Source organism: Halomonas sp. 5021 (assembly GCF_036663435.1).
Classification (GTDB): Bacteria; Pseudomonadota; Gammaproteobacteria; order Pseudomonadales; family Halomonadaceae; genus Vreelandella; species Vreelandella janggokensis.
On record NZ_JAXOVU010000002.1, the window covers coordinates 314,389 to 335,994 of the forward strand.

A 21,606-nucleotide genomic window follows, 5' to 3' on the forward strand; every position below is an offset into this window, starting at 1 on the left:
TTGCAACAATGAGGAAAGTACAACGATTAATTATTGAGCAAGGTTGGCGTGGCCTGCTGGACCGTCTTCGAGTATGGCGCTTGATAGAGCTGCCGCCGTGCAGGGGCGTCCAAACAGAAAGCCCTGATAGATATGGCAGCCCAGTTGAGCGAGCACCAAGCGTTGGTCATCGGTTTCCACGCCTTCGGCCACCACCCTGAGCCCCAGGCTTTGTGCAAGGGCGATGATGGTCGCGGCAATCGGCGTGGCTTGCATCCCCAGGGCCAGATCTCTGACGAAGGCAATGTCGATTTTAAGCGTGTCGAGGGGCAATACCTTGAGGTAGGCCAGCGATGAATAACCCGTGCCGAAGTCATCCAGAGCAAAGCTGACACCCTCATGTTGTAGCTGCTGCATCTTTTTGATGGTGCCCTCGGGGTCGCTTAATAGCAGTGATTCGGTAAGCTCCAGTGTCAATCGTTCGGAGGGCACATCATGTTGTTGAATGACCGACAGCACCTGGTCGGCAAAGTCAGGCTGCTGGAACTGACGCACACTGACATTCAATGATAGCTGAAGCCCTTGAAGCCCGGGGACATGACGCCACTCGCCCAGCAATCGGCAGCCTTCCTGCAATACCCAGTGCCCCAATGGCAGAATAAGCCCGGTCTCCTCGGCGATGGGGATAAAGTGCCCTGGTGAAATCATGCCGCGCTCAGGGTGCTGCCAGCGAACCAGGGCTTCAGCGCCAATCACTTGCCTGTCGGCATCGACCTGAGGTTGGAGATAAAGGCATAGCTCATTGTGGTCAATCGCGTGTCGCAGTTCGCGCTCAAGGCTTAAGCGCTCTTCCAGCTCGTCTTCCTGTGCTTGTTGAAAGAGTCTAGGTTTCCCATCCCGCTGGCGTTTGGCTTCCAGCAGGGCCAGACCGGCTCGTTTGAACAGCTGCGGTGTCGGTTCCCGGTCGAGGGGCTGGAAGATAAGCACGCCAACATTAAGCTTGCACGGATAGGGATGGCCTTTTAGCAGGTAGCCAGCGGTCAGCGACGCCACTATCTCATCAATGAGACGCATCATTTCCTGCTCGGCGTTGGGAGCTTCTCGGCAGGCAAGTGTTCCCACCAGGGCAAACTCGTTGCCGTCCAGCCTGGCGACCTGCCACTCAGCCTCTACCCATTGTTGAAGGCGCTCGCCCAGTTGGCGTAGCAGCTCATCGCCAATGTCTTGCCCCAGGCTGTCGTTGAGTACCTTGAAGCGGTCAATATCAAACAGCGCCAAAAAAGCGTACGGGTGGGTAGGCGTCCTTGACGTGCCTATCTCGGCGAGGCGCTCCTGCAGCGCCCGACGGTTGGGAAGCTCTGTCAGTATGTCGTGATAGGCGAGGTGGCGAATACGCTCCTGGGCCTGCTGTTCTTTCGAGCGGTCGCTGAGCAGCGCGACGTAGTCACGGTCGTTACTGTCAGCATAGGTGACGCGGCTAACGCTCAGCCAGGCGGGAAAGCCTTCACCGTTGGCATCCAGGGCGGTGATCATGCCGCCCCATTCCCCCTTTTTTGTCAATGCTTGGCGTATGTGTTGGCTGAGTGCGTGGCTGTCTTCGGCATAGTCGAGTTGTGATACCGACATGCCTTCAAGCTGATGACTGCTGAGGCCTACCAACCGCTCAAACGCCGCGTTGCACAGGCGAATTCGAGCCTGCTCATCGAGCAGTATCACGCTATCCTGCAGTGCTGAAATGACTTCGAGCAGACGCGTCTGTGTCATGTGTTCATGGCGCTCGCTGGCTTGAAGCCGCCGCTGTACCCGGGTAGCCACTAACGTCAGCAAGGCGGTTAATACCGCGACGCCACCAATCAGATAAATAATCCAGTGGGAAGCGGGTGATACCGAAGGCGATACGGCATCGGGGGTAGGTACAAACCAGGCCGCGTGCATGGCGACATAATGCATCCCGCACACGGCGGTGGAGAAACACAGCGCCGCGATAAAGGCGCAGGTTCTGGCACGTTTTATGCCCCATTCATGCTGGCAAAGACGGTAGGCGTAGACGCATGCTATGCCCAAGCTAACTGCGACCAGCAGCGATAACAGGAATAGGACCTGGGAGTGATGTAACTCGGCGGGCATACGCATGGCCGCCATGCCCGTGTAGTGCATGGCGCCAATGCCCACACCCAGGCCGAGTCCTGCCAGCACCAATGGGCGGTTAGGCGGTGTTTCACGGGAAAGCGTTACCATGACACCAAAGCTACCCAGAATGGCGGGCACAATGGACGTCAGAGTAAGCAGCGGTGAATGGCTTACTGGAAAATCAAGCTGATAGGCGTGCATGCCAATAAAGTGCATGCTCCAGACGCCCAGTCCCATGGCGCTGGCCCCAGCGCATAGCCAGCCGAGCCGCCAGGCAGGGTTAGCCCCTCTTCTGACGAGCTTAATGATATCCAGGCCAGCGTAAGAAGCTGCAAGGGCGACCAGCCATGAAACCAGCACCAGGAAAGTATCATGTTCTCCCTGAACCGCGTTTAAGGCGCTAGGGTCTGACAACATGTTGAATAGCATTTATAGACCGCAGACCCTTTGGCTGTTGAATATATCTAATATCGGCACATGGCTTGTGATCTGTAATAGATTTGTTTAATAGCGTTTGAAACGCCGCCTCAAAGACGCCAAAACCTTAACACGTAAAACACCCCAACGGTGCCAATGCAACGCGGGGGTGTTGGTTAAATGGAATGTCTTTGCTGTGGCTTAAAACATTAGCTTCACACCGGCGACAACGCCTGTGTTTTCGGTGTTGTCGCCGCTGGCGCGTGAGAGGTCTGCGGTGTCACCGTATTGTTTCTCCCAGTAGGCACCAACGTAGGGGGCGAAGCGGCGCGTCACTTCGTAACCCAGCCGCAGGCCAGCGCGAACGGAGTTCAGCCCCTTGCCAACCCCAAATTCTTCCACCTCATTGGCGGCCAAGGCAATTTCGGTGCGTGGCTGTAGGTAGAGTCGCTGGGTCAGGCGCACGTCGTACTCTCCTTCGAAGCTTGCCGCTACATCCCCCTCATCGCTGACTTGCAAGGCAACATCAGTTTCGATGCCGTAGGGCATTACGCCCTGCAGGCCAACGACACCATAGGTGCGCTCAGCATGGTCATTGGAAAATACACCGCCTTGGTAACCGATACCGCCCTGTAGTTCCCAAAAGTCGGCCACCAGGCGGCTGTATAGGAGCTCCAGTGACTCGAACTCGGCGTCTTCGCCGTCACCCTGAACGTTTTCGCCTTCCGATTTAAGGTAAACGCGGTTGATGTCTCCGCCGTACCAGCCCTGAAAATCCCATACCACGGCGTCTAGGCCTTTGTCGGGTACGGCGTATTCCAGCCGATCGAACAGTGCCATACCCATGTTGTGTTCCATCATCGGCGAGGGCCAGTCAGCCGGGGCGTCGTAGCTGTCTTCGGCGTGGACGCTGGTGGCCGCCGCCATGGCCAGCACTGTGCTGGCGCAGGACAAGTAGTGCCTGGTATTCATACGGCCTCCTTAAGAAACTTGCACAACGCGGAACATGCCAGCGTCCATGTGATAGAGAAGGTGGCAATGGAAAGCCCAACTACCCTCGGCATCCGCGGTGATCAGCGCTGACACCCGCTCGCCGGGCTTGACGTTTAGGGTGTGCTTGCGCGGAATCAGCTCGCCCTGGCCGTTTTCCAGTTCCATCCACATACCGTGGAGGTGGATGGGGTGCTCCATCATGGTGTCGTTGACCAGGATCAGGCGCAGCCGCTCGTCCTTCTCGAAGTGGATGGGGCCGGTTACTTCGCTGAATTTCTTGCCGTCGAACGACCACATGTACCGTTCCATGTTGCCGGTCAGGTGTAGCTCCATCTCGCGCCCGGGGGCGCGCCGGTCGGGCCATGGAGTGAAAGCCTTCAGGTCACGGTAGACCAGCACGCGGCGCTCATTGGGGTCGATGCCAATGCCCGGCTGGTCGTAGCGTGAGCCCGGCTGGGCTTCACCGGCGGCCAGGAAGCCGTTTTCGAGAGTCTTCGCTTTCTCCTCCGCCATACCGCCGCCATGGTCCATGCCAGCGTGATCCATATCCTCCCTCTCACCGTCGGGCATGTTGGAATGGTCCATACCCTCCATACCGGAATGATCCATGCCGTGGGCGCCCATGGCTTCCATGCCGCGGTCGGCAATATGGCGTCGTTCAGGGATGTCGGCCAGCATGCCTTCACGCGGTGTCAGGGTGGCGCGGGCGTAGCCGCTGCGATCCATGGATTCGGCGAAGATGGTGTATGCTCGGTCGTCTTCAGGTGAAACAAGCACATCGTAGGTTTCCGCCACGCCAATACGGAACTCATCAACGGGAACGGGTTGCACCGGCTGGCCGTCGGCGGCCACCACGGTCATCTTTAAACCGGGAATGCGCACATCAAAATACGACATGGCCGAGCCGTTGATCACCCGAAGGTGCACCCGTTCACCGGCTTTAAATAGTGCGTTCCAGTTTTCCTCCGGCGAATGACCGTTGAGCAGATAGGTATAGGTGCTGCCGGTGACATCGGCAATATCCCGCGAACTCATACGCATTTGGGCCCACATGCCACGCATCTCGGCGGTTTGTGAGAAACCTTTATCGCGCACATCGGCAAAGAAGTCAGCGACCGTGCGTTCCTGGAAGTTGTAATAACCTTCCATGGTTTTCAGATTACGAAATACCGACATCGGGTCTTCAAAGGTCCAGTCGGTGAGCAGCAGCACGTGCTCGCGGTCGTAGCGGAAAGGTTCACGCTCGGCGGCGTCGATAATCAACGGCCCGACATGGCCAAGCTGTTCCTGCATGCCCGAGTGGCTGTGGTACCAATAGGTACCGTTCTGGCGAACCGGGAAGCGGTAGGTATAGGTCTCGCCCGGTGCGATACCGGCAAAGCTCACGCCGGGTACGCCGTCCATTTCCGGTGGTAAAATCAGCCCGTGCCAGTGAATGGACGTTGGCTCATCCAGCAGGTTGGTGACACGCAGGATGGCATCCGTGCCTTCCTTGAGGCGTATCAGCGGGCCGGGGCTGGTGCCGTTGATCGTGAATGGGCGTGCGTCCTGGCCGTCGATGGCAAGCGATTCACGGCGAATCGCCAGTGAGACATCGGGACCCTCTTCTACTCCCTGGGAGTAGACATTCGATTGACCCCAGGGGTTGGCCCAGGCAGGGGTCAAGCCCATGGCGGCGGCAGAGCCAACCCCCAGCGCGGCACCCGCTTTCAGCACCTGGCGGCGTGAAAGCGGGTGAGAAATAATACATGAGCGTGACATGTGTGGCTCCCATCGATGGCGATTACTCATCTTGATGGAAGAAGCTGAAACTAACCTGAATGGCGCTTAATCTTGCTTGATGTGGGTCAATGGCAGGCAAACAGTCACGTGCAAACCACCCAGCGGGCTTTTCGCAAAGTGGGTGGTGCCACTGTAGCGTGCGATCAACTGGGCAAGAATTGAAAGCCCGAGGCCGTAGCCTGGGGGGCGCTCGTCTAGCCGAATGCCGCGCTCGCCGAGTTTGGCGAGGTCCTTCGCAGGCACGCCCGGCCCGTCGTCATCCACGGTCAAGGTGAGTGATTCGTCAAGCGCCAACTGGCAGCGCACCTGCGTGCGGCTCCACTTACCGGCGTTATCAAGCACGATGCCCAGCATTTCGGCAAAATCATGGGCCTCAACGGGCACCACCGCCTTGGCGTGCTCACTGTAGGTGAGTTGAAACTCGCGCTCGGGGTAGAGGCTGCGAAACATCTCGATCAAACGTCGGGTTTCCCGTTCAAGGTGCACCATGCGCCCGGCGTTGGGGCCGGCGATGCGCGCACGGCGGAGCTCGGCGTCCAGTTGAGCATTAATGTCCTCAATACGGCTGAGTAGTTTGCGGCGGCGGTTGCCATCAATCGGCCGGTTGCCGCGTAGTACCTGGGTGATCGCCGCCAGCGGGGTTTTCAACGCGTGGGAGAGGTTGGCGACCGACTCCCGCGAACGTTGAAGGCGCAGGTCGATGTCATCCATAAAGCGGTTAAGCTGAGCCACCAGGGCATCCAGCTCAGCCGGAGCGGTGAGCGAGAGGCGTTGGCGCTCCCCCGCTTGAAGTGCCGCCAACTGCTCGCGCAACTGCCATAACGGCGTGAGACTGCGATTCACAGCGAGCAAATTAAGCGTAATCAGCATGGCCAGAAGCCCGGCGGCAATGCCGCCTACCCACCAGTGCAGAGTGGCCAGGCCTGCTTCCACTTGGGAAAAATCCTCCCCCACGAGTAGCACGCCGCTTGCGCTCTGCCATTCAAAATGGCGGCGGTAGACCAACAGGCGTTGCCCATCGTGCTGAACGTCTAACAGCGCATCACCGCTTTCTTTCAGCAGTGGCGCAAGCTGGCGTTGCCACTTTGGGTCGGAAGCGCTTACTGAGTTGTTAAAACGCAGTACGTAAAGGTGATGAAACACTTGATAGCCCTGGCTGACCGAGTCAAGCGAGGTGGGCACGGCGGTTTCGCCTTGTTCAAGCTGCGCGACCGCGTGGTCGGCTTCACGTTCTAGACGCTCGCCTAAAAAATCCCGCGCCAGATTCTGTAACAGAATCCCATGCAGTAGCCAGGTAGTAATGACGACCAGCAACGCGACACCGCCCAGCCATAGCAGCAGGCGGAAGCGAAGGCTACCTCGATTAATACGCAACGAACACGTACCCCTGTCCACGGCGGGTCTGGATCAGTGACTTGCCCACATAGCGGCGTAAGCGAGCAATGTAGACCTCGACCAGGTTAGAGGCCGCGGCGTCCTGGTCAAGTGTATACAGTTGGTCGAGTAGGAGATCTTTCGAGAGTACTCGATTGGGGTGATGCATTAAGTAGCGCAATAAACGAAATTCGGTGGCTGTTAGCGGATGTTCGGCTTGGCCGTTGACGCTAACGCATTGGCTGGCTTCATCCAATATCACGCCGCTAAGTGTCAGCCGTGCGGAATGTTGCACAGAGCGCCGTCGCAGCAGGGCCTTTAACCGGGCCATCAGCTCGGCTTCGTGAAAGGGTTTGGTGAGGTAGTCGTCCGCGCCTTTTTCCAGGCCGATAACTTTATCTTCCCAGGTATCTCGTGCGGTAAGAATCAAAATCGGGGTGTCCCGGTTTTGCTGCCGCCATTGACTCACAAGCGTAAGGCCCGAACCATCGGGAAGGCCCACGTCTATAATCGCCAGCTCATAACGTTCGGTTGCCATCAGCGACGAAGCCGCCTTCACCGAGGCGGCTACGTCAACCAGGTAACCATTGTCTTTTAGACTTTCTGCCAGGCTTTCGGCCAGTAGATCATCGTCTTCCAATAGCAACAGTTTCATTGGCAAAGGCCAGATTAGAAAGTGATATCGCCGTACATACCGGACTCATAGTGACCAGGAATATTGCAGGCATACTGTAGGCTGTCGACATTTGCAGGGGCGGTCCATACCAACGTCTTGGTTTCACCGGGAGCCATCGTGACGGCGGACATATTGCCGCCATGCTCGCCTTCTGCCATATCATGCCCGCCGTGGTCACCATGGCCGTCACCGTGGTGGCCGCCGCCCATTGCCTGCATCATCTCACGATGCGCTTCTTGGGCTTCCTTATCGCCGATCACGAATTCATGTTCAATGCTGCCGGTATTGTTGATTTCAAACTTGACCGTTTCCCCGGCGGCGATCTCTAACGCTTCGGGGTCAAACCACATGTCACCGGCTTCAATGCTGATGGTCCGGTCTACCTCGGCATCGTTTGCCGTGTGGTGAGCGCCATCATGCTCGCCTTCTGCCCAGGCAACGCCTGCCAGCAAGCTTAAGGTAATGGCGAACACACTCGATGAAAGATAGGTCTTGCGCATTGTTACTCACCCCGAAAGTTATTGTGACGTTTTCTTTATACGGCGTTAACCTGAAACGAGCCTGAACCTGATCAGCAAAACATGATCTATCGCAATATACCCTCGGCCAAACCAGCGAATCGCTTGACCTTGGGGTAACCCCAGGGTTGTAAGCTTTTGCTGTGCCCAATGGTCAGGAGATTTGCCATGATGAACGCAGATTGTTTTGCTTTGATGAGTTCCATGGGTTGGTTTGGTTGGTTGATGCCGCTGGCTTTTCTGCTGCTGGTAGGCTTGAGTATCGCCGCGCTGGCAAAATATTTGTTTAGCCGTACCTCAAAGGGAGATCCCTCATGAACCGTTTAACTGCCTCGCTGCTATCCAGCGCATTGCTTCTCGGTGCCACCTCGGCCCAGGCCGCGCTGCCCGATGAAGCCACGCTCTACAAAAATCCCCAGTGCGGCTGCTGCGATGAGTACGCGCGCCACCTGGAAGAACAGGGCGTTGACGTCACCATTGTCGATGATGCTCAACTCGGCGAGATCAAGCAGCAGGCGGGCGTGCCCTATGGACTTGGCGCCTGCCACACCATCGAGATGGGTGAGTACTGGATTGAGGGCCATGTGCCGATGGAAGCCGTCACCAAGCTGTTTGACGAGCAGCCTGACGTCGGTGGTATCGGCCTGGTCGGTATGCCCATCGGCACGCCGGGCATGCCAGGGCCTCAGAGCGAACCCTATGAGGTGTATACCTTTACCGACCAGGAAGACGCACCCTTTATGACGCTTGAGCCGTGATTGAAGGTCGCGTCACGGTTTATCCGGCAGCACATAGCTGGCGGTAACGTGGATGACCGGTTTGGTTTCATCGGCAGTGGAGACGATCTGTACCTCGCCCACCGCCAGGCGGCGGCCGAGTTTGATCAGCTTGGCGTGGGCGATGATGTCGTGATCGCCGGAGGCGGCGCTTAGGAAGTGGCAGTTCAGGTCGCTGGTCACGGCCATCGGCTCCGGGCCAATCTGCGCCAGAATGGCCACATACATGGCCACATCGGCAAAGCCCATCATGGTAGGGCCGGAAACGCGTGGGCCCGGTCGCAGGTGCTCGTTACCAATCGTCAGGCGCATCGTAGCGCTCATCTCTCCCACGCTTTCAATCCTACCCATGCGCTGGGGAAAGACCTCATCGAGAAAGTGTTCGATCTGTTCGACGGTCATCACGGTCATTGTTGTTTTCCTTCATAAAAAAGCCCCGAGGCAAACGCCCCGGGGCTGATCGTACCTTTAGCGAGTTTACTTCGCCTTATGCACCTGGCGCCACTCGTGGAGTAGCGGTTCGGTGTAGCCCGACGGCTGGACGCGGCCTTTGAAGATCAGGTCAGACGCCGCCTTGAACGCGGTAGAATCTTCGAAGTTGTCGCTCATGGCGGTGTAGGTGGGGTCCCCGGCGTTCTGCTCGTCGACCACCTTGGCCATGCGCTTGAGCGTCTCTTCGACCCGTGGAGCATCGACAATGCCATGGTGCAGCCAGTTGGCAATGTGCTGGCTGGAGATACGCAGCGTGGCGCGGTCTTCCATCAAGCCGACGTTGTGGATATCCGGCACCTTGGAGCAGCCCACGCCGTGCTCAACCCAGCGCACCACGTAGCCCAGAATGCCCTGGCAGTTGTTGTCCAGCTCCTGCTGCTTTTCCTCGTCGGACCAGTTGGCGTTTTCGGCAACCGGTACAGTGAGCAGGTCATCCAGGAAGTCTGGCTCGCCCTGGGCTTCAAGTTCGCGCTGCACGTCGGTGACGTTGACCTGATGGTAGTGCAGTGCGTGCAGTGCCGCGGCGGTGGGCGAGGGCACCCAGGCGGTGTTGGCGCCCGCTTTCGGGTGACCGATTTTCTGCTCCAGCATGTTGTGCATCAAGTCGGGCATTGCCCACATGCCCTTGCCGATCTGGGCGCGACCGCGCAGACCACAGGCGAGACCGACCTGAACGTTGCTCTTCTCGTAGGCCTGAATCCAGGCGGCGCTCTTCATGTCGCCCTTGCGCACCATGGGGCCCGCTTCCATGGCGGTGTGCATTTCGTCGCCGGTACGGTCAAGGAAGCCGGTGTTGATAAACACCACGCGCGATGTGGCTTCGGCAATACATGCCTTGAGGTTGACCGTGGTGCGGCGCTCTTCGTCCATGATGCCCATTTTCAGGGTATCGCGGTTCATGCCCAGAATGTCTTCCACGCGGCCGAACAGCTCGTTGGCAAACGCGACTTCTTTGGGGCCGTGCATCTTCGGTTTGACGATATACACCGAGCCCGCACGCGAGTTGCGCGGCTGGTCAGCGTCTTTTTTCAGGTCGTGCAGCGCCAATAATGAGGTGACGACGGCATCGAGGATGCCTTCCGGCAGTTCGTTGCCGCTCTCGTCGAGAACCGCCGGGGTGGTCATCAGGTGGCCGACGTTGCGCACGAACATCAGCGAGCGGCCTGGAAGCGTCACGCTGCTACCATCGGTGGTTTGCCAGGTCCGGTCGGCGTTCAGCTTGCGAGTAAAGGTCTTGTCGCCTTTCTCGATTTTCTCTTCCAGGTCGCCCTTCATCAGGCCGAGCCAGTTGCTGTAGACGCCCACCTTATCTTCCGAGTCGACGGCGGCCACGGAGTCTTCGCAGTCCATGATCGCGGTCAGCGCGGCTTCAGCCACCACGTCCTTGACACCCGCCGGGTCGGTTTTACCGATGGCGTCGTTGGCGTCGATCTGGATTTCCAGATGCAGGCCGTTGTTGCCCAGCAGGATGGCGTCAGGCGCGGCGGCATCGCCGCTAAAGCCGATCAGCTTACCCGCGTCCTTCAGGCCGGTTTCGCGTCCGCCCTCCAGCGTGACGACCAGGTGCTCATCGCGAATCGCGTAGTTCACCGCATCACGGTGAGAACCAGTCGCCAGCGGCGCCGCGCGGTCGAGGACGCCGCGGGCGTAGGCAATGACCTTTGCGCCGCGCTTGGGATTAAAACTGGTGCCCTTTTCCGCGCCGTCTTCTTCCGAAATCACGTCGGTGCCGTAGAGCGCGTCGTACAGGCTGCCCCAGCGGGCGTTGGCGGCGTTGAGCGCGTAGCGCGCGTTGCTCATCGGTACGACCAGCTGCGGGCCCGCCTGAACGGCGACTTCACGGTCAACGTTGGCAGTGGTGGCGGTGACGTTGGCGGGCGCGTCGACCAGGTAACCGACGTCTTTCAAGAAGCGACGGTAGGCGGGCATGTCCGCGACCGGGCCGGGGTTTTCGCGATGCCAGGCATCAAGCTTCTCTTGAAGAACATCACGTTCTTCTAGCAGTTGACGGTTTTTGGGGGTTAAATCGTGAAATAGAGCATCGACGCCTGCCCAGAAGGCGCTTTCGTCGACGCCGGTGCCGGGCAGGGCCTGCTCGCTGATAAAACGATCCAGGTCGGCTGCCACCTGTAAACGGTGACGGGTGATACGCTCGCTCATGGAGACTCTCCTGTTAAGGTGGCTGTGACGCCGTTTTGCTCGGCTGATGCCCCGTCACAGTCAGATGAAAACGCATTTAAAAACTATTTATGGAAAATAATTCCACATCTGTGTGGGCATGTAAACAGCATAGACGCTAAAGCGCTATCATGCTCGACCAAAAGATAAGGAATGACGCCATGGGTGATTGACTGACCGGTGGCGAAAGAGTGGTTTAAGGAGAGGTGCGAATGCGCGAGTTCGATCATTTAGAGGCATTGTTTCGCCGCCACGCTGGCGACTCAGCACTCTCCCGCTTGGTGCCTGGTGACGTCCTTGCCATGGCGATGAATGACTATTTTCAGCACTACGGCCTGGAGGCGCTGCGCCTTGACACCCGGGACGTATACGCAGGGTTTATCGATACCGGGCGTTTTTCGCTGTGGTGCCAGGTATGGAGCCCGCCTGCACCAAAAGGCACCGCCTTTGTCGTCCACGGCTATTTCGACCACCTGGGGCTTTATCGCCACCTGCTTGAACGCTTGTTGGATAAAGGCTGGCGCGTTGTTCTGTGGGATTTGCCCGGTCATGGGCTTTCCAGCGGTGCGCGTGCTGCCATTGATGACTTTGACGACTATCAGCACTGCCTCACGCATGTGCAAACCATTCTGGCCCAGCAGTCCATGGCGCCTGCCCCTTGGATGGGCATCGGGCAAAGTACCGGTGGGGCGATCCTGGCGACAGACGCGCTGAGCCGCCGCCATGCAGCGGGGTGGGATGGCCTGGTGCTATTGGCGCCGCTGGTTCGCCCCTGGGGCTGGAGCCAGGCAAGCTGGCTGCACCTGATCGCCAGTCCCTTCGTTAAAGCGCTGCCGCGCAAGTATCGGCCCAACTCGACTGACGAAGAATTTACCGAGTTTCTACGCGATCACGACCCGTTGCAGCCCAATCAGCTGAGCGTGGCCTGGGTCACTGCCATGCGCCGCTGGATACCCAGGCTATTGGCCCGCGACCCGCTGGATTTGCGAGTGATGATTTTACAGGGCGAGCAGGACGTTACTGTGGACTGGGAATGGAACCTGGCGATTCTGCAGGATAAATTCCCCGGCGCGCAGATCTATCGGCATCCGGATGCCAGGCACCACCTGGTGAATGAAGCGGAGCCGATTCGCCGTGCACTGTTCGATGCCCTGGACGCGTTCATCGATCAAGTGGCGGCGTCCAGGACAGAAACGTCACCCAGGAAGCCGCCCTCATCGTCAACGACGGATGATAACCTTTGACTATTGGCCACTTTATATGAGTGGGGGTTAATGCTATCACCCGATGCTTGTGCGAAACTCGCAATGACCTACTTACGTTAGCCCATTTTCAATCAGGATCGTGCGATGACATCTAACACACCGAAAGTACTGGTATTTACGGGTAGTGCCCGCGAAGGTTCACTGAATAAGCAGCTCGCCCAACTCGCCGCCAAGCGTATCGAGGCACTGGGCGGCCAAGCCACCTTTATCGATTTAAAGGATTATCCCTGCCCGTTATTTGACCAGGACATCGAGGCGCAAGGCATGCCGGACAATGTGCTGAAACTGCGCGCTATCCTCGCCGAGCACCAGGCGGTATTTATTGCCTCGCCGGAATACAACGGTTTCATCACGCCGCTGCTCAAAAATACCCTGGACTGGCTATCCCGGCCCTATGAAGACACCCCAGGCCTGGGGCTTTTTGCGGGCAAGTGGGCGGCCCTGGTGGCAGCATCACCCGGCGGGTTGGGCGGCATCCGCGCGATGCCCCTGGCGCAGCAGCTCCTCGCCAACCTTAGCCTGACGGTTCTGCCGCAGCCACTATCGCTTCCCCAGGCAGGTAGTGCATTCAACGACAGTGGCGCGCTACATGATGAGGCCACCGGCCAAAAGCTTGATGCGCTTTGCCAGCGCCTGGTCGATTCGCTGGCCAAAACCCACGGCTAAGCCCCCTTCAACAGCCTATCCAACTGCCGGTAGCCGATGGCTTCGATTAAGTGGGGCTGGGTGGGCTTGGGTTCACCCTGCAGGTCGGCGAGGGTAAGTGCGACGCGCAGCACGCGGTGGTAAGCGCGGGCAGAGAGCTTGAGTTTTTCCAGCACCCCCGCCAGCCAGGCGCGCTCTTCATCATTAAGGGCGCAGGCCGTCTCCAGCGCCTTGCCGCTGAGTTGGCTGTTGAGCGCACCTCTTGCCATTTGGCGTTCCCGGGCGGCCATGACGCGCTGACGCACGGCTTCGGATGATTCGCCCTGAGTCTGTGCGGTAAGTTGCTCCGGTGGCAGTGCCGGGACTTCTACCTGCAGGTCGATGCGGTCGAGCAGCGGGCCTGATAGCCTGTTTTGATAGCGCTGGATCTGGCTGGCGGTGCACTGGCAGCGGTTGCGCGGATCGCCCAGGTGCCCGCAGGGGCAGGGGTTCATTGCTGCCACCAGCTGAAATTGCGCCGGGTAACGGCGCTCGTGGCTGGCGCGGGCGAGATGAATTTCGCCGGTTTCCAGCGGTTGTCTTAAAACTTCCAGCACGCTGCGGGAAAACTCCGGCAATTCGTCCAGGAACAGCACGCCATGGTGGGCCAGCGAGATTTCGCCGGGTTTGGGTTTTGAGCCGCCGCCCACCAGTGCCGCGGCGCTGGAGCTGTGGTGGGGTTGTCTGAAGGGTCGCTGGCCCCAGTCGGCTTCCAGCGGCAGCCCGCACACCGAACGCACCGCCGCCACGGCCAGCGCATCTTCTTCCGAGAGTGGCGGCAAAATACCGGGCAGGCGACTGGCGAGCATGGTCTTGCCGGTGCCTGGTGGGCCCGCGAAAAGCAGATTATGGCCGCCAGCAGCGGCGACTTCCAGGGCGCGCCGGGCCTGTTGCTGGCCACGCACGTCGGCCAGGTCGGCCATTGGCGCCGGGCTTTTGACCGAGGCGGGCAGTTGATGGGGCGGGATTTTTTCCTGATCGAGCAGGTGGGCGACGACATCCCATAGGGTGTCGGCGGGTAGCACCGGCAAATCTCCCGCCAGCGCGGCTTCATCGGCGCAGGCGCGGGGGATGATCAGTGCCTTCTTGGCGCGCCGCGCGGCCAGGGCAAAGGGCAGGATACCGGGTACCGCGCGCAGCTTGCCGTCCAGCGCCAGTTCGCCCGCAAACTCCATGCCTTCCAAAGCGTCGACGGGAATCTGCCCGGAGGCGGCAAGAATGCCCAGCGCGATGGGCAGGTCGAAGCGGCCGCCCTCTTTGGGTAAATCGGCCGGGGCCAGGTTTAAGGTGATGCGCCGGGTATTGGGAAAGTCAAAACCGGCGTTGACCAGGGCGCTACGCACCCGTTCGCGGCTTTCTTTGACGGCGGTTTCCGGCAGGCCGACTAACGTCAAGCCAGGCAAACCGTTGGCCAGGTGCACCTCCACGTGCACTGCCGGTGCGTCCAGGCCGACCCCGGCCCGTGTCGCCACAATGGCAAGCGTCATGCGCGTTCCCTCGCTGGTTGTTAATTACCGTATGCTGATTAACCTACCGTATTTATCAGAGGGTGAGTAGCCAGATGCGCGGTACGGCATAGGCCGCCATCACTTCGGGCTTAGCGCTTCCTGGGGCGCGTCTTCCAACGCGGCGACCAGTTCTTTGGCGAAGCGCTGCGCCGAGGGCAGTGCGCCAAAGCTCCACACGGGTGGCAGACGCAAAAGGCGGTCGTTCTTGACGCTGGGTAGCTGCTGCCACAGGCCGCTTTCCGCGAGTTGCGCCTCGACGCCAGTAGGCAACGGGTCGACGATCACCAGAGTGGCATCCGGGTAGCGAGCGAGCTCTTCAACGCCGACCAGCGAAAAGCCCCAGGCGTTGGTCGCCTGATCCCAGGCATTGGGCAGAGCAAGCTGCTCCAGTACCGCGTTATAGAGGCTGTTATCACCGAACACGCGCACGTGGCGGGCATCCATAAACTGGATCATCAATAGCGGCGCCGTGTCGGGTCGTTCGTCACGCAGCCGGGCCATCAGTGAATGCGTCTGCTTGATCAGTTGCGACGCTTGAGGTGCGCGGTCCGCCAGTTCGCCTATCTGCTCGGTGATGCTTTGCATTTCTTGCCAGGTGTCGCTGCCGGGCGTGTAAAGCTCGACGGAGGTGACGGGGGCGATGCGCTCCAAACGCGGCGTTAACCCGGCAAACATGGGGGATATCAGGGTCCGCTCGGGCTGCATCTTTGCCAGCAGCTCCATGTTGGGCTGGCTGCGCAGGCCCAGATCGGCGGCTTCGTCGGGCAGCCGTGGCTCACCCACCCATTCATGGTAGGCCTGTTTCTGGGCACCTCCAACAATGGGGGCGTCCAGGGCAATCAAGGTTTCAGCCACCGTCCAGTCGATAGTCGCCAGCTGCGCCTGGACGGGAAAACCGCCGAGTAGGCACACAGTCAGCAAGCCAATACGAGTGATCAAAGAAGACACAGCGGAACAACGCATGATGACGGCATCAATAGAAAATAAGGGCTGTATTTAAACGATAATATTTATTGTTTGCAAACAAAACGCCCAGGCGAGTGCCTGGGCGCGGTGCTGACGCGGCGAATTTAAAGCTGCTGAACTTAAAACGCCGACATTAAAACCGGTAGTGCACGCTGGCGGTAATGCCGCGTTCGGCGCCGAAGTAGCAGTACTCGAGCGAGTTACACGAGGCGACGTACTCTTCATCCAGCAGGTTGCTGACGTTGAGGCGGGTCTCGACGCCTTGCATGCCTACCTGACCAAGATCGTAGCCGAGCGTGGCGTCCACCAGGGTGTAATCCGGTACCGTTTCGGTATTGGCACGGTCAGCCGCAATATCGGCGTAGTGGCGAACGCCTGCGCCGATGTCGGCGCCGCTCAGCCAGCCGTCGTTGAACGCATACTGTGCCCACAATTGAACCTGGTGACGCGGCGAATAGATGGCGTCATTGCCCTCGTTGCCGTCATCGCTCTTGGCGTAGGTAATGTCGGTGAAGCTGTACCCAGCCTGGAGCGACAGCGCATCGGTGAGTTGGGTACGCGCCTCCAGCTCGATGCCCTGGGACTCGATTTCACCCACTGCGCGGTAAGGGTCGGTGGGCTGTTCCTTGGTGGCCACGTTTTCCTGGCTGATGTGGAACACGGCGGCGCTGTACTGGCTGGCGCTGTTGTTGGGCTGGTATTTCACCCCGGTTTCCCACTGTTCGCCTTCCATGGGGGCCAGCAGATCACTGTTGGCATCCACAAAGCTGGTGGGGGTGAAGGCCGTCGAGTAACTCAGGTAAGGCGCGACGCCGTTTTCGAACAGATACACCGCCCCGGCCCGGCCGCTGAACTGGGTGTCGTCGAGGGTGCTCGTTTGGCCGGTATCCTGATTGGTGTTGTCGATGTCGACCCAGTCGTAGCGCCCGCCCAGGGTGAAGCGCCAGTTATCCAGCGCGATCAGGTCTTGCAGGTAGACGCCGGTCTGTTCCAGCTCGTGACGCTCGTTGGTGGGCGCATACATCGCCGTGGGGTCGGCGCCATACGTCGGGTTGAACGCATCCAGCGAGGGAAACGCGCCTGATGGCCAGCTGACGTCGTTGTCGCGCTGCTGATAGTCGACCCCGACCAGCACGGTGTGGTCCATAAAGCCATCGTTAAGGTTGGCTTCAAGCTGGTTATCCACTGTCCAGGCGTCGAGCGATTCTTCGCTGCCGGCGTAGTAGCGGGCCAGTTCATTGGAGGTGGGTGACGTCCAGCCAAAGCCATAGACCTGATTCAGGGTCACATCGGAATTGAGATAGCGCAGCTGCTGGCGCGCGGTCCAGTCGTCATTGAAACGGTGCTCCAGGGCATAGCCCACCATGCGCTGGGTCCGCTCATAGGCCTCATAATCTTCCTCGCCGTCAAAGAAGTTATTGCTTATCTTGCGTCCGTTGCGCGGGACCACGGCGCCTTCGTAAGGCACGCCGGAGTGGTAGCCGCCCTCGGGTTCGTCCTGCAGGTAGGCGTCCAGGGTCAGGCTGGTGGCGTCGCTGATATCCCAGGTGAGCGACGGTGCAATGGCGTAGCGTTCCTCCTCTGTCGGACCAAACTGGGTATCGGCGGCGCTGGCAATGCCCACCAGTCGATAGGCCACGCGCTGTTCTTCCCCGAGTGGGCCGGTCAGGTCAAAGGCGGCGCTGCGCTGGTTGTTGTTACCCACGCGGAAGCGTAGCTCGCCGCCGGACTGGAACTCGGGGCGCTTGCTGTTAAGTGCCACCACTCCCCCTGGCGAGGCCTGGCCGTAGAGTACCGAGGCGGGGCCCTTGACGACTTCAATGCTGTCCAGAAACCACGGGTCGACGCGCAGGGAACTATGCGAGTTGGTATCGCCGATGAGTTTCAGGCCGTCAAGAAAGGTGTTGCTCAAGCTGCCGTCGGAGAAGCCTCGCAGCACCAGGTAGTCGAAGCGGTTGGACGCGCCGATCTGGTTGCTATAGACCCCGGGCGTGTAGTCGGTGGCACGCTGTACCGTGCTAACGCCACGATTGTCCATATCCTCGCGGGTAATGGTGGACACGCTCTGGGGCGTTTCGATCGACGGCGTTTCCACCTTGGTGGCCGCCTGCTGAGCGGTAACGGTCACCGTGCCCAGTTTGTCGCGCTGGGCTTCCTGAGCGGCTGCAAAAGGCACGCCGCTGGCGATGGCCACGGCAATGACCAGCAGCGATGGGCGGAAGTGGCAAGCTGAAATTGGCATGGCAAGGATCCCTTGATAGTTTTAGTAATGAGAATTGTTACTTTTTAATGCAGGAAGTAGGTATGCAATCTGCCAAATTGGCTATGCGCAATGCCAAATTCATCTGGGGGCGCGCTGTGAAATGACGTCATGGGGTGCGATGCCAAAGCGGCGACGAAACGCCGTGGCGAAATTGGTGGCGTGACGATAGCCACAGGTGTGGGCGGCTTGCTGAACACTCATCCCACGTTGAAGAGCCTGATAGGCTTTGGCCAGTCGGCATTGGCGTAGATGCTCAAAAATTGAGCAGCCATAGCGGGCACGAAATTTCTGGCGCAGGCTGCTTGGACTCATCGCCACTTCTCTTGCCAGGTCGCTGAGGCAGTAGGCGTGCTCGGGATGGGACGCCAACCGGGTATGGAGGGCGGCTAAACGCGCCTCGTCGCGGGCCGGTATAATCGGCTGCGCCTGAGCTGGGTCTTGCCGCGCACATTGGGGTAACCCTTCACCCAGCAGTTGCAGGGCCAGGCCTTGCCAGATCAGTGGCTGGCGCCAGTCGGCCAGTGGTTCGGCGGTGGTATGGCGTAACATCTGCGTAAAGGCGTCCGACAAGCGCCAAGGGTATAAGCCCGGCGTTGGGGGCGTCGATGGCAGGTCCAAGTTGGTGGTGGCGAGCACTGCCAGGTTCACTGTGTGCAGCCTTGCCTGAGCCGGCTGAAAAACGGTCAGCGGCTGCTCGGCAGTGAAATGGACGCACATGCCGTCGCCTGCCTTGAGTTCCAGGCGTTGATCCCCCAGGCGGGCGGTGATGTGCCCCTCGAGTACCACGCTGATAAACCAGGGCACTGTCTGGCGAGAGGCTGAGCTATAGGCGCAGTTCACGCATAGATCGGAAAGCGTCAAGTGCATTGCTTGAGGCAGGGCAACGTCGCGAACGCTGCCGGTGGCGACGCTCGCCCCGGCAGATGCATTGCGAACGCGATAGTCAATACCGAAACGCTGGCCTAGCTGGGCAAGCGTCCCCGGTGTTAGCTCATAAAGCGGTTGACTGACTTGAGGGCCGAAGGTGGCGGTGGTCATGCGTGCATCACGTAACGGTGAAATTCGGCAATGCATCAAAATGGGGCATTGATGCATTGCCTGCATCATTGAATGCGAATTACGTTACCATGTGCACAATAATAATCAATGATATCTATTCGCATTCATCATTGCGATTTGGATTCGTCTTGATCTTCCTTGGTGTCGACGTTATCGGAATCCGCCTGGGGCTCTGCGGGTAGCGGCGGTGCCTCGGCTTCGACGGGCGTCGAGGCATCGGCTGCCTGGGCGTCCACGGCGGCTTCGAGGCTGGCGACCTGGCGTTCCAGCGCTTCTACCCGTGAGCGGGTGCGCTGCAATACGTCCATCAAAATATCGAAGTCCTCCCGGGACACCAGTTCCAGGCGGTCAAAGGCCCCCCGCACCACCTGATGAACCCCTTTCTGGATATCTTCAGGCGCTTGGGAAGCGTTCTGCAAGCGGTCGCCGATTTGCTGGGCGAGTCGGCTAATATGGTCTTGAGGCGCCATGGCTTTCTCCTAACGGTCAATGTCTCGATACAGCTATCTGATCATCAGGATACGCAACCCAGGCGGGATTCGCATGCTTCTTGGGCTAATTTGTGCCGCTGGCTGATGCCCTACGGTGGGGCGTTTGCGTTTTGCCTTTGAGCAATTTTGGTGCAATACCCGGCTTGTTAGCGTGTATGGCGGGCGGTGAGTCGCCAGTATGCCCCACACTATTGCCTTTAAATAAATGAAATATAAGTAAAAAAAATCAGATGGCACGGTATGCGCATTAGTGGAGCAGGCACTTTTTTTGGGCGGCTCGGCCGCTCCTTAATCCAGCAGGGGAGATTCGGGATGAAACTCATCACCGCCATTATCAAGCCATTCAAGCTCGACGACGTTCGCGAAGCACTGGCCGACAACGGTGTTCAGGGCATTACCGTCACCGAAGTTAAAGGCTTCGGCCGTCAAAAAGGCCATACCGAGCTATATCGCGGCGCTGAATACGTGGTCGATTTCTTGCCCAAGGTAAAAGTCGAGGTCGCCGTGGACGACGGTCGCCTCGAAAGCGTGCTCGATGCGATCTGCAGCGCGGCCAACAGCGGCAAGATCGGCGACGGCAAGGTATTTGTCACGCCGCTTGAAGACGTTATTCGGATTCGGACGGGTGAGCGCGGTGCGGACGCCGTTTAAACCTGGCTTTACGGGTCATTTCTTTAGTTCAACGGGGAACTTACAATGAATGAGTTGACTGATCTGAGCTACGCGCTCGATACGTTTTACTTTCTGATCTGCGGTGTGCTGGTCATGTGGATGGCCGCTGGCTTCTCCATGCTGGAAGCTGGCCTGGTGCGTTCCAAGAACACCGCTGAAATTCTCACCAAGAATATCGCGCTGTTTGCGATTGCCTGCACCATGTACCTGCTGGTGGGCTACTACATCATGTACTCCGGCAACGCCGGTGGCTTCCTGCCCAACCTGGGCTTCCTGATCGGCGCTGAGAACAGCGTGGATGCGGTCACCGCCGGTGGCGATGACGCACCTTACTATTCCATGCGTTCCGACTTCTTCTTCCAGGTCGTCTTTGTCGCAACCGCAATGTCGATCGTCTCGGGTGCGGTCGCTGAACGCATGAAATTGTGGGCCTTCCTGGCATTTGCTGTCGTCATGACTGCCGTGATCTATCCGGTATCTGGCTACTGGACCTGGGGCGGCGGCTGGTTGGCCGAAGTTGGCTACTCTGACTACGCCGGTTCGGGCATTGTACACCTTGCCGGTGCCGCAGCCGCGTTGGCAGGCGTTATCGTGCTGGGTCCGCGTAAGGGCAAGTACGGCAAAGATGGTTCTATCCACGCGATTCCGGGTGCCAACATGCCGCTGGCGACGCTGGGTACCTTCATTCTGTGGATGGGCTGGTTCGGCTTTAACGGTGGCTCTGAATTGAAACTGGCCGCGGTTGATTCCGCCAATAACGTCGCCCAGGTGTTCGTGAATACCAACGCCGCGGCTGCCGGTGGTGTGATTGCCGCCCTGATTCTTGCCAAGCTGTGGTTCCGTAAAGCGGACCTCACCATGGCGCTCAACGGCGCGCTGGCTGGCCTGGTGGCAATTACTGCCGACCCGCTGTCGCCTTCGGCACTGGGTGCGACGATTATCGGTGCGATCGGTGGTCTGATCGTGGTGGCTGCCATCGTCACGCTGGATAAGCTGAAACTGGACGATCCAGTCGGTGCCATCTCCGTTCACGGTGTGGTGGGTATCTGGGGCGTGCTGGCTGTGCCGTTGAACAATGATGGCGCCTCTTTCGGCCCGCAGCTTATCGGTATCTTGGGTATCTTCGCCTGGGTCTTCATTGCCAGCCTGATCGTATGGCTGATCCTGAAAGCCATCATGGGTATTCGCGTCAGCGAAGAAGATGAGTACGAAGGCGTCGATATCGCCGAGTGCGGTCTTGAAGCCTACCCTGAGTTCGGTATCAAAAAATAACGGGTCGGCGCCCAAACCTTATTGGGTGCCAACCAGAAGAGCCCGAGTGCTCGTTACTAGCCTCCCTTCACGGGGAGGCTTTTTTTATTCTGCGCCGGTAGCGGTGTATGC

At 59.0% G+C, this 21,606-nt stretch carries 19 protein-coding genes; 6 read left to right on the forward strand and 13 right to left on the reverse strand.

Going from position 1 to position 21,606, the window contains the following annotated elements; all coding sequences use genetic code 11:
• Positions 1–30: 30 nt before the first annotated feature.
• The 6 genes from R3F64_RS05150 to R3F64_RS05175 all read right to left on the reverse strand — a co-directional run bounded on the left by R3F64_RS05150 (position 31) and on the right by R3F64_RS05175 (position 7,851).
• Entirely contained in the window at positions 31–2,526 is a 2,496-nt protein-coding gene (locus tag R3F64_RS05150; protein ID WP_332610186.1) for a bifunctional diguanylate cyclase/phosphodiesterase, read from the reverse strand.
• 201 nt (positions 2,527–2,727) lie between these two features.
• The gene (locus tag R3F64_RS05155) at positions 2,728–3,498 is read right to left on the reverse strand and encodes a copper resistance protein B (protein WP_332610188.1); all 771 of its coding nucleotides are present in this window, start codon (positions 3,496–3,498) and stop codon (positions 2,728–2,730) included.
• Positions 3,499–3,507: 9 nt separating this feature from the next.
• Positions 3,508–5,280, reverse strand: coding sequence for a copper resistance system multicopper oxidase (locus R3F64_RS05160; RefSeq protein ID WP_332610190.1), 1,773 nt, complete (start codon positions 5,278–5,280; stop codon positions 3,508–3,510).
• Between the two features lie 66 nt (positions 5,281–5,346).
• The gene (locus tag R3F64_RS05165; RefSeq protein ID WP_332610192.1) at positions 5,347–6,675 is read right to left on the reverse strand and encodes an ATP-binding protein; all 1,329 of its coding nucleotides are present in this window, start codon (positions 6,673–6,675) and stop codon (positions 5,347–5,349) included.
• Complete coding sequence (locus R3F64_RS05170; protein WP_085919482.1) at positions 6,665–7,330, reverse strand: response regulator transcription factor; 666 nt, start codon at positions 7,328–7,330, stop codon at positions 6,665–6,667. The genes R3F64_RS05165 and R3F64_RS05170 overlap by 11 nt, the downstream gene beginning before the upstream one ends.
• A gap of 14 nt (positions 7,331–7,344) precedes the next feature.
• On the reverse strand, positions 7,345–7,851 hold the full coding sequence (locus R3F64_RS05175) for a cupredoxin domain-containing protein (RefSeq protein ID WP_332610195.1): 507 nt from the start codon (positions 7,849–7,851) through the stop codon (positions 7,345–7,347).
• Between the two features lie 186 nt (positions 7,852–8,037).
• On the opposite strand from R3F64_RS05175, the gene R3F64_RS05180 reads away from it, so the two are divergent.
• Both R3F64_RS05180 and R3F64_RS05185 read left to right on the forward strand, forming a co-directional pair.
• Positions 8,038–8,187: a hypothetical protein gene (locus R3F64_RS05180; RefSeq protein ID WP_176243692.1), complete on the forward strand. Its 150-nt coding sequence runs from the start codon at positions 8,038–8,040 to the stop codon at positions 8,185–8,187.
• A complete protein-coding gene (locus R3F64_RS05185; RefSeq protein WP_332610197.1) occupies positions 8,184–8,627 on the forward strand; it encodes a DUF411 domain-containing protein in 444 nt (147 codons plus the stop codon). The genes R3F64_RS05180 and R3F64_RS05185 overlap by 4 nt, the downstream gene beginning before the upstream one ends.
• Positions 8,628–8,639: 12 nt before the next feature.
• On the opposite strand, the gene R3F64_RS05190 is transcribed toward R3F64_RS05185, so the two are convergent.
• Positions 8,640–9,056: a PaaI family thioesterase gene (locus tag R3F64_RS05190; RefSeq protein ID WP_332610199.1), complete on the reverse strand. Its 417-nt coding sequence runs from the start codon at positions 9,054–9,056 to the stop codon at positions 8,640–8,642.
• 66 nt (positions 9,057–9,122) lie between these two features.
• On the reverse strand, positions 9,123–11,297 hold the full coding sequence (locus tag R3F64_RS05195) for a malate synthase G (RefSeq protein ID WP_332610201.1): 2,175 nt from the start codon (positions 11,295–11,297) through the stop codon (positions 9,123–9,125).
• A 230-nt stretch (positions 11,298–11,527) separates the two neighbouring features.
• Between R3F64_RS05195 and R3F64_RS05200 the strand changes: the two genes are divergently transcribed.
• Positions 11,528–12,559, forward strand: a complete 1,032-nt coding sequence (locus tag R3F64_RS05200) for an alpha/beta hydrolase (protein ID WP_199284240.1) — start codon at positions 11,528–11,530, stop codon at positions 12,557–12,559.
• A gap of 105 nt (positions 12,560–12,664) precedes the next feature.
• Positions 12,665–13,246 (forward strand): NADPH-dependent FMN reductase, encoded by a 582-nt coding sequence (locus tag R3F64_RS05205; RefSeq protein ID WP_332610203.1) that lies wholly within the window; start codon positions 12,665–12,667, stop codon positions 13,244–13,246.
• Here R3F64_RS05205 and R3F64_RS05210 read toward each other — a convergent pair.
• The 5 genes from R3F64_RS05210 to R3F64_RS05230 form a co-directional block, all read right to left on the reverse strand.
• The gene (locus tag R3F64_RS05210; RefSeq protein WP_332610205.1) at positions 13,243–14,751 is read right to left on the reverse strand and encodes a YifB family Mg chelatase-like AAA ATPase; all 1,509 of its coding nucleotides are present in this window, start codon (positions 14,749–14,751) and stop codon (positions 13,243–13,245) included. The genes R3F64_RS05205 and R3F64_RS05210 overlap by 4 nt on opposite strands.
• A gap of 99 nt (positions 14,752–14,850) precedes the next feature.
• Positions 14,851–15,720: an ABC transporter substrate-binding protein gene (locus R3F64_RS05215; RefSeq protein ID WP_442908818.1), complete on the reverse strand. Its 870-nt coding sequence runs from the start codon at positions 15,718–15,720 to the stop codon at positions 14,851–14,853.
• Positions 15,721–15,871: 151 nt separating this feature from the next.
• Positions 15,872–17,980, reverse strand: a complete 2,109-nt coding sequence (locus R3F64_RS05220; RefSeq protein WP_332610208.1) for a TonB-dependent siderophore receptor — start codon at positions 17,978–17,980, stop codon at positions 15,872–15,874.
• Positions 17,981–18,079: 99 nt separating this feature from the next.
• Positions 18,080–19,039, reverse strand: a complete 960-nt coding sequence (locus R3F64_RS05225) for an AraC family transcriptional regulator (RefSeq protein WP_199284233.1) — start codon at positions 19,037–19,039, stop codon at positions 18,080–18,082.
• Between the two features lie 128 nt (positions 19,040–19,167).
• Positions 19,168–19,530, reverse strand: a complete 363-nt coding sequence (locus R3F64_RS05230; RefSeq protein ID WP_199284232.1) for an accessory factor UbiK family protein — start codon at positions 19,528–19,530, stop codon at positions 19,168–19,170.
• Between the two features lie 333 nt (positions 19,531–19,863).
• On the opposite strand from R3F64_RS05230, the gene R3F64_RS05235 reads away from it, so the two are divergent.
• Positions 19,864–20,202: a P-II family nitrogen regulator gene (locus tag R3F64_RS05235; protein ID WP_027337181.1), complete on the forward strand. Its 339-nt coding sequence runs from the start codon at positions 19,864–19,866 to the stop codon at positions 20,200–20,202.
• 45 nt (positions 20,203–20,247) lie between these two features.
• Positions 20,248–21,495 (forward strand): ammonium transporter, encoded by a 1,248-nt coding sequence (locus R3F64_RS05240; protein WP_085919460.1) that lies wholly within the window; start codon positions 20,248–20,250, stop codon positions 21,493–21,495.
• Positions 21,496–21,606 lie beyond the last annotated feature (111 nt).

Excerpts from the sequence above, each read along its gene's own strand:
- R3F64_RS05150 (WP_332610186.1), bottom strand. The coding sequence starts at position 2,526 with ATGTTGTCAGACCCTAGCGCCTTAAACGCGGTTCAGGGAGAACATGAT.
- R3F64_RS05155 (WP_332610188.1), bottom strand. The coding sequence starts at position 3,498 with ATGAATACCAGGCACTACTTGTCCTGCGCCAGCACAGTGCTGGCCATG.
- R3F64_RS05160 (WP_332610190.1), bottom strand. The coding sequence starts at position 5,280 with ATGTCACGCTCATGTATTATTTCTCACCCGCTTTCACGCCGCCAGGTG.
- R3F64_RS05170 (WP_085919482.1), bottom strand. The coding sequence starts at position 7,330 with ATGAAACTGTTGCTATTGGAAGACGATGATCTACTGGCCGAAAGCCTG.
- R3F64_RS05175 (WP_332610195.1), bottom strand. The coding sequence starts at position 7,851 with ATGCGCAAGACCTATCTTTCATCGAGTGTGTTCGCCATTACCTTAAGC.
- R3F64_RS05180 (WP_176243692.1), top strand. The coding sequence starts at position 8,038 with ATGATGAACGCAGATTGTTTTGCTTTGATGAGTTCCATGGGTTGGTTT.
- R3F64_RS05185 (WP_332610197.1), top strand. The coding sequence starts at position 8,184 with ATGAACCGTTTAACTGCCTCGCTGCTATCCAGCGCATTGCTTCTCGGT.
- R3F64_RS05190 (WP_332610199.1), bottom strand. The coding sequence starts at position 9,056 with ATGACCGTGATGACCGTCGAACAGATCGAACACTTTCTCGATGAGGTC.
- R3F64_RS05195 (WP_332610201.1), bottom strand. The coding sequence starts at position 11,297 with ATGAGCGAGCGTATCACCCGTCACCGTTTACAGGTGGCAGCCGACCTG.
- R3F64_RS05200 (WP_199284240.1), top strand. The coding sequence starts at position 11,528 with ATGCGCGAGTTCGATCATTTAGAGGCATTGTTTCGCCGCCACGCTGGC.
- R3F64_RS05205 (WP_332610203.1), top strand. The coding sequence starts at position 12,665 with ATGACATCTAACACACCGAAAGTACTGGTATTTACGGGTAGTGCCCGC.
- R3F64_RS05210 (WP_332610205.1), bottom strand. The coding sequence starts at position 14,751 with ATGACGCTTGCCATTGTGGCGACACGGGCCGGGGTCGGCCTGGACGCA.
- R3F64_RS05220 (WP_332610208.1), bottom strand. The coding sequence starts at position 17,980 with ATGCCAATTTCAGCTTGCCACTTCCGCCCATCGCTGCTGGTCATTGCC.
- R3F64_RS05225 (WP_199284233.1), bottom strand. The coding sequence starts at position 19,039 with ATGACCACCGCCACCTTCGGCCCTCAAGTCAGTCAACCGCTTTATGAG.
- R3F64_RS05230 (WP_199284232.1), bottom strand. The coding sequence starts at position 19,530 with ATGGCGCCTCAAGACCATATTAGCCGACTCGCCCAGCAAATCGGCGAC.
- R3F64_RS05235 (WP_027337181.1), top strand. The coding sequence starts at position 19,864 with ATGAAACTCATCACCGCCATTATCAAGCCATTCAAGCTCGACGACGTT.
- R3F64_RS05240 (WP_085919460.1), top strand. The coding sequence starts at position 20,248 with ATGAATGAGTTGACTGATCTGAGCTACGCGCTCGATACGTTTTACTTT.